The organism is Novipirellula sp. (assembly GCF_041583735.1).
GTDB lineage: Bacteria > Planctomycetota > Planctomycetia > Pirellulales > Pirellulaceae > Novipirellula.
Window position 1 is genome coordinate 1 of record NZ_JBFHFD010000290.1, and the last position, 10,026, is coordinate 10,026.

At 56.0% G+C, this 10,026-nt stretch carries 6 protein-coding genes and 1 pseudogene; 2 read left to right on the forward strand and 5 right to left on the reverse strand.

Annotation, left to right across the window (positions count from 1 at the left end; translation table 11 throughout):
* The 5 genes and pseudogenes from ABX962_RS19945 to ABX962_RS19965 form a co-directional block, all read right to left on the reverse strand.
* Window positions 1-416 (reverse strand): annotated as a pseudogene (locus ABX962_RS19945) (hypothetical protein); the annotation flags it as partial.
* Between the two features lie 141 nt (window positions 417-557).
* Complete coding sequence (locus ABX962_RS19950; protein ID WP_372721780.1) at window positions 558-4,151, reverse strand: efflux RND transporter permease subunit; 3,594 nt, start codon at window positions 4,149-4,151, stop codon at window positions 558-560.
* Window positions 4,144-4,701, reverse strand: coding sequence for a four helix bundle protein (locus tag ABX962_RS19955; RefSeq protein WP_345320040.1), 558 nt, complete (start codon window positions 4,699-4,701; stop codon window positions 4,144-4,146). The genes ABX962_RS19950 and ABX962_RS19955 overlap by 8 nt, the downstream gene beginning before the upstream one ends.
* Window positions 4,702-4,801: 100 nt before the next feature.
* Window positions 4,802-6,817, reverse strand: coding sequence for an efflux RND transporter periplasmic adaptor subunit (locus tag ABX962_RS19960; RefSeq protein ID WP_372721781.1), 2,016 nt, complete (start codon window positions 6,815-6,817; stop codon window positions 4,802-4,804).
* A 177-nt stretch (window positions 6,818-6,994) separates the two neighbouring features.
* Entirely contained in the window at window positions 6,995-7,588 is a 594-nt protein-coding gene (locus tag ABX962_RS19965; protein ID WP_372721782.1) for a hypothetical protein, read from the reverse strand.
* A 159-nt stretch (window positions 7,589-7,747) separates the two neighbouring features.
* On the opposite strand from ABX962_RS19965, the gene ABX962_RS19970 reads away from it, so the two are divergent.
* Window positions 7,748-9,331 (forward strand): TolC family protein, encoded by a 1,584-nt coding sequence (locus ABX962_RS19970; RefSeq protein ID WP_372721783.1) that lies wholly within the window; start codon window positions 7,748-7,750, stop codon window positions 9,329-9,331.
* Window positions 9,332-9,447: 116 nt separating this feature from the next.
* A partial coding sequence (locus tag ABX962_RS19975; RefSeq protein WP_372721784.1) for a hypothetical protein occupies window positions 9,448-10,026 on the forward strand: 579 nt, incomplete at its 3' end.

A 10,026-nucleotide genomic window follows, 5' to 3' on the forward strand; every position in this document is an offset into this window, starting at 1 on the left:
CCCACCAATTGAACATCGATCTCGATTTGTCGTCCTGCGATCGCTGACAAGTTGACTGCCGCCGACAAACCGCCTTTGCCATCGGGAAGCAGATCGTAGCGATAGCGTTTTGCGTTTCCTTCGACACGTAGCGACGCCGCCCCTCGGCCTTGCTCCACCGCAACCGCCGATCCGGATCGGTCGTACACGAACATTTGGATGCCACCCTGCGAGACCACCGTCTCGAGTTGAATCTCACCCATTTGTCGCAGCGACCCTCCGTGAGGCCCTTGGACTGGGTGCTCGGCGGTCGTCACAGCGGATGAGCCATGGACAGCATGCTCATGAGCGGCATGGTTTTGAGCGCTGACCGGCAATGCAGCCGTCGCAAAGGCAACGGCAACGAGGGTCAGTGCTAAATTCAAATCGCGTTTCATCCTTGTTCTCTCTCTTTAAATGGGGGGAATCTTTCGACAGGGTTTCCATTCCAATGGTGTCCGTCACCGATTGGATGCGTGATCACGAGAATCCTTCACGAAGAAGGTGTTTTTTTCTGAAGTAGATACAAGTGATTTCATTCATAAAGCATCACTCCTCTCGAACGCTTTCGACTGATCAATGGAGGCGAAATCGTTCTCGTCGCTGCCGTGCCATAATGGGTCTGCAAAACCCAATCGCATCTTCAATTCCAGATAGCCGCTGTACAGCGTCGGCACGATGAACGAGGTAAATGGTTCTGCTAACATCCCACCGAACACGGGGATCGCCATCGCACGAGCAACATCGGCTCCGCGGCCGGTCGCGATCAGTACGGGAATGAGCGCCGCCAACGTGGTGACGGTGGTCATCATGCAAGGCCGAATCCGTTTCAAACCGGCTTCGTAAACGGTGTTACGGATGTCCTGGACCGATTTGATTTCGCGTTTCTTTAGCAGTTGATGAATGTAGGTCGCCATCACGACGCCATCGTCCACCGCCAAACCAAACAGCGCGATGAACCCGACCCAAACCGCGGTATTCAATTCGACTTGCATCCATCCAACCAAGACCATCCCGCCAGCGAACGCGACAGGAATCCCAGAGAAGACTGCCATCGAGATCGGCAGGTTGCGGAACTCGATGTAAATCAACAGCAGGTTGATCAGAATCACCAGCGGGATGATCCACATCAGACGCTGGTTCGCTTCGATTTGATTACGAAAACTGCCGACCGCCTCGAGCGAATAGCCAGGCGGAAGCGACAAATGGTTCGGATGTTTCGAGGGCAGTGTTTGGGCTTGGAATAGTTGCTTTTCGATCGCCGATACCGATTCCAAATCACCCGCCGCGCCGTTGGTCATGAACGCGACGTGGGCCACCAAGCGAGCGTTTTCACTATTGATCGCACCCGGCCCCCACGTGGTATCCAGTGTCGCTAATTCCTCGAGCGGAACCACTGCACCGCTGTCGGTAACGACCGGTAATCGACTGAGTTGATCGATATGTTCTCGCAAATCACGGTCATACCGCAGACGGACCGGATAACGCTCGCGGCCTTCGACCGTTTTGATCAAATTCATGCCGCCCAGCGCGGTTTCGATGACTTCGTTGACCTTCGCGGCACTCATCCCATACCGCGACGCGGCTTCGCGATTGACAGAGAATTCGACATACGGTTTTCCCAACACGATGTCGGGGTTGACCGTTCCTGCGTTGATGTAGGGTGATTGTTTTAGCGTGGCAGCCACTGCGAGCGCCGCGTCAGCGAGCGTTTGTAAATCATCGCCATAGACGCGGATCGCCATCGGCGCCTTGATCCCGCTTTGCAGCATCACCACTCGGCCTTCGATCGGTTGCAGCGCCGATGCCGGCGTCACTCCAGGCAAGGTGGCGACGCGATTGATTTCATCCCATACGTCACGCGCCGTCACGCCCTCACGCCACTCGCTCTCGGGTTTCAACATCACATAGGTTTCCACCATCGCGGCGGGTGCAGGATCGAGTGCCGATTCAACGCGTCCGATCTTGCCCAGTACATCTTTGACCTCGGGGATCTGGCCGATCAGAACGTCCTGCGTCTGCAACACCTGCATCGCCTGCGAAAAACTGGCTGCCGGATACAACGTCGGCATGTAGAACCAACTGCCTTCGTCCAGTGCAATCCAATCATCGCTGCGAAGTCCCGTGAAGATGTGCTTTGCGTCGACGTAGCCAGGAAACTCATTCAGATCCGCCCCGAACCAACTGGCGACGCGTTCGACCGGCCGCATGACCGTGGGCATGCCGATGTAGGCGCCAACGCCCAACACCAACAAGACCGCAGGGAACGACAATGCGACCACTTTGTTGTTCAGCGCGTAACGCAGGCGGGCGGCATAGATCCAGCGTACAAATCGGCTCGACGGAATCTCTTCGATGGGACGAATCCGTTCACGCAACAATTGCCACCCCAGTACGAAGCCCAACACGGCGGTCGCGGCAGAGACGGTCCAGAGCGGCATTGCCAACCACTCGGCAATGCGATTCCCCCACAGGAAGTGAGCCGCCGTCGATAGCAGGACCGCCAAGGCGATCCCGGCAGCTAACGCGGTTCGCTTTTGATAATTGGCACTGCGAAGCAGCAAGCGACTGAGTGCGGGGACAATCGTCACCGCGGTGATCATCGCGGCCGCGATCGCAAACGTTTTGGTATACGCCAATGGCGAGAAAAGCTTGTAGTCGCGTCCGGTCAAAAAGAAGACTGGCAGAAAGCTGACGATCGTCGTCGCCACCGCCGTCACCACCGCCGGAGCAACCTCGATCGTCGCCGTGTAGATGACCGCTGCGCGGGAAGAAAGTGAGGAGTGAGGAGAGGTCAGTGAGGAGACTTGATGTTCCCTCTCCTCACTCCTCACTCCCTTCTCCTCACTGAGTTTTTCCCATTCCGCCAAATGCTGATAAATATTCTCGGAGACGATGATTCCCATATCGACCATCGTTCCGATCGCGATCGCGATCCCGGCGAGCGACATGATATTGGCTTCGACCCCCACGACGTGCATCGCGATAAACGACATCAACACCGCTGCAGGCAAACTGATCGCCACCACAAAACTGCTACGAACGTGCAATAGGAACAGCAGAATGATGACGGCGGTGATCAGAATCTCGTCGCGAAGTGCATGCGTGAGCGTGGCCATCGTCTCGTCGATCAGGTTGCTGCGGTCATAGACGCCCTGGATCGTGACTCCACCCAGTGCCGGCTGGATCGTCGCTATTTTGTCTTTGATGCGATCCAGCACCGCGCGTGGATTCTCGCCATACCGCATCACCACAACGCCACCGACCGCTTCGGCACCGTTGTAGTCCAGGGCACCGCGGCGGAAATCAGGCCCCAGTTGGACGCGTGCAACGTCACGCAAGTGGACTGGCACGCCGTCTCGCTGCAGAATCACGGTCTGTTCCAAATCGATGACGGCTTGGTTTTTGTCGCCATCGCTGCCCAAGAATCCTTTGCCACGCACGATGAATTCCATCCCCGTGGTCTCGACCGTTTTCGCACCAACGTCCAAGTTCGATCCTTTGATCGCCATCGCAACGGCGTCCAACGTGACGTTGTGGAAACGAAGTTTGTCGGGATCCACTTCGATCTGGTACTGGCGAACGTAACCGCCGATCGAAGCAACCTCGCTGACCCCTTCGACCGCTTGCAATTCAAATTTGACAACGAAGTCTTGCAGACTGCGAAGCTCCGCCAAACTCATCCCGTCGGCAGGCGGCCGGAGGACGTAGTAGTAGATCTGTCCAAGCCCGGTGGCATCCGGTCCAAGTTGTGGAACCACACCGTCTGGCAATTGCGAAGCGGCGCTGCCGAGTTGTTCGGCAACACGACTGCGAGCCCAGTAGAAGTCGATCTCGTCTTTGAACGTGACTTGCACAAAGCTGTATCCGAACATGCTTTTGCCACGCACCGATTCGGCACCTGGTACGGCCAGCAGAGAGACGCTGAGCGGATACGTGACTTGATCTTCGATGTCTTTGGGTGACCGCCCGGGCCACGGTGTCAACACGATCACTTGGTTCTCGCCCACGTTCGGGATCGCATCGATCGGAACGGCTTGGTAAGCAAACCAACCGCCAACCGACAAGCCGATCGTCATCAAGACGACAAGCCAAGGTTCACGAACACAGAAGCGAATGAGCAGGTTAAGCATTTTCCGCCTCCGGCGTCTCAGAGGGGGAGACACGGGGAGGGGGAGAGAGGGAGAGCAGGTCGGATTGGTCGATCAGAGGAAATTCGTCACTCAAATACACTGCTTCCTCCTCCTTCACGCCTCGTTTCCCTCTCTCCTTGTCAATTTTTCTGCCACGCTGCTTGTCTGCCTTGGCAATGCACCATTTGTCCGGCGCAACGATCATTGCAACGATCATCCTCAAGATTTCCTCATAGAACTCGGTCGCATCGTCGGCAGTTTTTTGATCGAGATAGCCATGGACCGCGGCGTACTCGAGCCACACCTGCGTTTCAGCCGCTTCGGCCTCTGAAATGTTGAGCGTGCTACAGAAGTGATTCTCGTAGCGTCGTTTCCGCCATGCTTCCGCGATGTTTGCACTGACGCTTCGTGCAGATCGCCTCAATTGATCGGTGAGTGAATACATTTCCTCACGCGGAAACGATTGCGACAATTCAAAAATACGCCGCCCTGCTGCGAACGACTTTTGATACACAATCAAATCGCGATGGCTATAAATACGATCACTCATTTCGATCTCCTGTTTCTAAGTTTTCAACCACTCTCCCACTCTCCCACTCTCCGTGTCTCCGTGTCTCCGTGTCTCCGTGTCTCCCTGTCTCCCTGTCTCCTCACTCCTCCACTACCTCGCCGCAGTGCAACATCTCGCTGCCCCAGTAGGGATTGACCAACTCGCCGCCTGGCTGCATCCAATCGCCTCCGCCGCCCGGCACCATCGGACAGTAGTAATGCGTCAGCGTGGTGGCGGTTTGCGGGCCACGCGCGGCCGCTGCGGCACGCAGCATCGCGTGGCTGACCCCTCGGAACGCTTCCCGCGCGGTCTCGATCGATCCATCCATGCGTCCGGCGCTGCGTCGTGCCGCTGCCAATTCTTTCTGCACGCGGTCGGGAACATCGCCCGACAATTCCAATTGCGACAAGTTCTCTAGCAATGCGTTCAGCGCTACGGGCGATGGCGTCATGTCGGCGGCCAAGGCACGCTGGATCTCAAAGTAGGCTTGATAGGCCTGGTCAAACCGTTTCCCGCTTTCATCGGCCAATATCACCGGTGTTGTCTTCGGCAACGGCATCGGGCCTGGAGCAAAACGAGGCGCCCGACTGGGGTCCATCAGCGATGGATTTCCCGCGAGCTGCATCTGCGAATCGATCAAGAAATTCCCGTTCGTCGCCACGGTTTCGCCCGCCGCCAACCCTTCGACAATCACCGCCTCGTCCCGATTCATCGCACCGAGCGTGACTCGCCGAATTTCAAAACGGCCTGGTTCCGTTTCCACGTACAGCACGCTGTTGCTGCCAGCCAACAACACGGCATCGCGAGGCACCGTCACCACTTTTTGCTGCGGCAGCGGTGTTGGCGAGAACCCCAGTGTCGATGTTGGCACCAAGTCCATCCCACACAGCGGACACTCGCCCGATTCATCCCGGATCACTTGCGGATGCATCGGGCTGATGTATTTGCCTGCCAATGCGGGATCATAAACGAGGTCTGTGGCGACGGTGGGAACGGTGATTCGCGCGGTTGCGTAATCGCCCGGTCGCAGTTTTCCGTCAAAGTTCAAGATCTCGACCCGTACGCGAACGGTCCGAGACCGCGGGTTGACGATCGGATCGATAAAGGCCACTCGCCCCGTAAACACTTCGCCCGGCCGTGATTGAATCTCGGCTTCGACTTGTTGTCCAAACCGAACCACCGACGCATCATCTGGAAACAGATCCAACATCAACCACACCGACGATAAATCCGCGATGCGATAAATCGTTTGTCCCGTTTTGACATAGTCACCCTCGACCGCCGATTTTTCGATCACGGTACCGGACTGAGGCGACTTGATACGGATCCGCGATTGCGGCTTTCGGCTCTTGCGAAGCTGTTCAATTTGGGTCTCGGACATTCCGAGTTCCGTGAGATTCTCTCTCGCCATTTCGTTCAGATTCGTCTCACTGGCAGCAAACCGTCCGATCGATCCACCGTTGATGCTAGTGACAAATTCGGTCTGGGCCGAATAGAGCTGAGGGCTGTAGATCAACGCCAAGTCGTCCCCTTTGTTGACTCGGACACCCGCATAATTGGCGTACATTTTTTCGAGTCGACCATCGACGTAGGCCGAGATGGTTGTCAGTTTGCTTTCGTCGAAATCAATCGAACCGATCGTCCGAATCACCCGGTTCAGACTGCCTAGTTTCGAGGTTGCAGTTTGAATTCCAATCAATCGCCGAGCCGCCGCTTCGATCGTGACCGATTTGCCGTCTCCGCCGCCACCACCAACTGCCTCGACCAATTCCATCGCGCAAACGGGACAGCGTCCTGGTTCGGTTGACGGCGGGGTGCACATCATCGGACAGATGTAACGCTTGTCCGCGTCCCCTTCAGCGGACTGCGAAGCATCACTGTTCTTGGCCCCGAAAAAACCATCCGGTGTGATCCATCCCGACCGCTGGGCAACCCCGATCATCCCCAGCAATAGCGCAGCGACCGCCAGCACAACAGCCGCCTGGACCGCGATTCGGACCAACCATGCTCGTCCACTTCGCGGCCGTGCCGACGATGGCGTGCTGGGGTGGGGTGAGTCCGACGATGCGATGGGCCCTGTCTCGTTTGAATCGTCTGAATTCGAATGCGCAGACATATTGAGTTCTCGGATAGGCTTTGCAGCAAGCGTGCGTTTGCGAAGACGCAGAAAGGGCATCGATCACGCTACGATCCATGCACAAAAACCATTTCCAATCGTGAGATTCGTGATCTCAAGTGCGCAGGAAATGACTCAACAGAGAGTTGCAGTGAGAGCGCAACTCAAACGCAGACGTTAGAGACGCCAAATACAGAGAACACGCTGAGAATAATGGGCTGCCAGCAGATGCGTCCCGCCAATGTCCCCATCGGGATAGACGGTGGCACCGACCGCTTCGGCATCGATAACACGAACCAGGTAACTGAGAACATCAAGGTTCCGCAGCTCGTTCACTGGCGGACGCGGAGTGGATTCACCCAGCGGTTGTGTCGTCACCCCGCAAAGACACGCAGAAACTTTGCTGGACTTGGTCGTCTTCTCGACAGTCGCTGCCTCGGCGATCCGATCGTTGTCATTCGATTCGGTACGAAAATTTGCCGCATCGGACTTCGCCGCCGGTGATGAATCATGACAACAACTCGCCGCGACTGCGGAAGCTTCATTGGCAGCATTGGTGGGGCTGGCTGTTGTTGGGCTGGCTTTATCGGCACAACATCCGCAGGGCGTCCCCGCCGTACTGACTTCGCAGCAGCCACATCCTTGGCAGCGGGGGCTGGTTTCGCATTTCTCAGCACAAGCGATTCCGGCCATACCCAGCGCCATCGGCTGGATCATCGTTGCGACGATCAGCGAAAGAATGACGGCGATATGACTTAGGCGGAAGATCACTACTGAAACGCTCCGAAGATTATACCCATGACCGGTATACGCATTGTATCGTTCATTTGCCCGATCGGTTCAAGTGGAATATGCGGACTGGGCAAGGTTTATGGTGTCATTATAGCTGTGAATCGCCGAAAAGTGACGCATTTCATCGCTGGAAAACGCATGAGAAATCTTCGACAAACCCGACCGAAGCCATTGTTGCTGCTAGCGATGCTGGCCGCTTCCACAGGGGGGTGCAGTGCAAATCGCCAACATGTTGTCCAGCTAACTCCGCCACCGACCACGGCCGATTCCACTCAGAGTGTGTCAGAGTCCACTGTGCAAATGGTCCGTAGCGAAGCAACGGAAATCGATTCGGCCACCGCTGTCCGCCCCACCATCTACGAAGACGCCGCCGTATTCGCAGCGATGGATCTGACCCTACTAAACGAAGCGGACGACACCCTGAACGAGGCGGACGACACCGAGGGCGAGGCCGAAAAGACACGCGACGCAGGAAACCAGAATTCGCGGTCGGCAAGCGAAACCAATTCGTCAACGCTCCCACCCACATCCGGCCAACCGGTCGAGTACTTCGTTGGCATCGCCTTGGCAGGACACCCAAGGATCCAAGCCGCGCGACATCGCGTTGCCGCAGCGACTAACGTGATCCCGCAGGCCAAGTCGCTGCCGGACCCGATGTTCAACAACACCTTTTGGCCGCTGCATGACCAAGCCTTGCAAACCGCGGGCGGACGTATCACGCATCAGATGTCGCTTTCTCAAGGCGTACCGTGGCCCGAGAAACGGCGAGCCAAGGCAGCGATTGCCAGTCGCGAGGTGCAAATCGCTCAAGCCGAAGTGGACCGCATCGAACGCGAGATCACCGAATCGGTACGCATCGCCTACTACGAACTGTGGTACGCAACGCGAGCAATCCAAATCGTCGACGAAACCAAAGACTTGGTCCAGGATTTGACGAGGGTAGCGGAGGCTCGCTATCGCAGTGGTGGTGCACAACAAGACGTACTGCGAGCTCAATCGGAATCGGACCGACTCGAAGATCAACGCATTCAACTGACTCAACAAAAACAGATGGCGCAAGCGGATCTCGCAGCGTTGTTGCAACAACCCGTTTCGATGGTGCCCGAAGCAGTTGACAATCTAGGAATATCCGATGCTCCAGGGCAATTGGATCAATTGATCGCATCGGCAGAAGCGTGCAGTCCTGAACTACAAGGTTTAGCTTGGGAAATCCAACGCGACCGAGAACGCCACCGATTGGCGTGTTTGCAAAAATACCCGGACCTACAACTGGGCGTGAATTTGTCGATCGTCAGCGACGATGAGGACGTGCTCAGTGGTGTTGCCAACGGTCACGATAACCTTAGCTTCACCGTCGGCACGACGTTGCCGATTTGGCGAGACAAGATCAACGCGGGAATTCGCGAAGCGGCGCATCGCACCAACAGCACCGCCAACCGCATGGAAGCCGAGCGTGACTCGCTGTACGGCCGACTGCGACGTTTACTGGCTCAAGCCGACTCGCTGATCGAGCAGCGACAATTGTACGAAGAACGGATCATCCCTCGCACCGAGAAAACGCTGCAACTATCGGTGGCCGATTACCGAGGCAAACGCACTGATTTCTATAGTCTGATCGAAACCTACCGCGAGCTGCTGATGTTCGAAACCCAGCTCGCCCGGTTCGATGCCAGCCTCGCCACGACGATTGCACAAATCGACCGCACCGTCGGTTGCCCTTAATCTGGCTAAAAAACCAATAAATCAGAGGGGAAAACTTTTTTTCAATTTTCTGATGAGAATTCTTTTGAGTGTTCTCTCTTAGAGTATACGAAACACTCATAAAGAGGAAAAATGAAATGAAAGAAGCAATATGGTTACGATTTCAAGGCAGCCAGGCGGAGTCGATTCAGCAGGCAATTGAGAATCGAGGCGAATTCACAGCGACGGTTGCTAGGTCGGAAGTGAAACCAAAGAAGCACCAAGTGTGCCTTGTCTCACTGCAGTACTCGGAAATGTATCAGATCGGTGACGTCCCCGATTTCAGTGTCGAGTACGTTGGGATTTCTCGATCAGGTTCGCTGGTGGCAACCGACGAGAAGCGGATCAATGTTAGCAATCTGATCTCAGCCGGTCGGATCGACGTTCAATCGTTAGTTGACAAAATGCCTAAACGGCATGGCTGCCGAATCCCCTTGGGCTTTGGCGCCCCAATTCGTTTGCCACCTAAGCTGACTGAAGAACTCTTGGGAGCCATCCAGCGTGAATCTCAAACGGTCCGGTCGGGTATGCCAGGGATTCGTTCACGCCTCGCCGAAATGGGACGCATCGAACTGAATCCCGAGGGCGGACTTGATGTCTTTGAACGGGATGCGGTCATCACGTCACTCGAAACTTTCGGTGGCACGAACTTCCGAAAAGCAATTTTACAAGGCACG

Coding starts and splice junctions, on each gene's coding strand:
- ABX962_RS19950 (WP_372721780.1), bottom strand. CDS start 4,151: ATGCTTAACCTGCTCATTCGCTTCTGTGTTCGTGAACCTTGGCTTGTC.
- ABX962_RS19955 (WP_345320040.1), bottom strand. CDS start 4,701: ATGAGTGATCGTATTTATAGCCATCGCGATTTGATTGTGTATCAAAAG.
- ABX962_RS19960 (WP_372721781.1), bottom strand. CDS start 6,817: ATGTCTGCGCATTCGAATTCAGACGATTCAAACGAGACAGGGCCCATC.
- ABX962_RS19970 (WP_372721783.1), top strand. CDS start 7,748: ATGAGAAATCTTCGACAAACCCGACCGAAGCCATTGTTGCTGCTAGCG.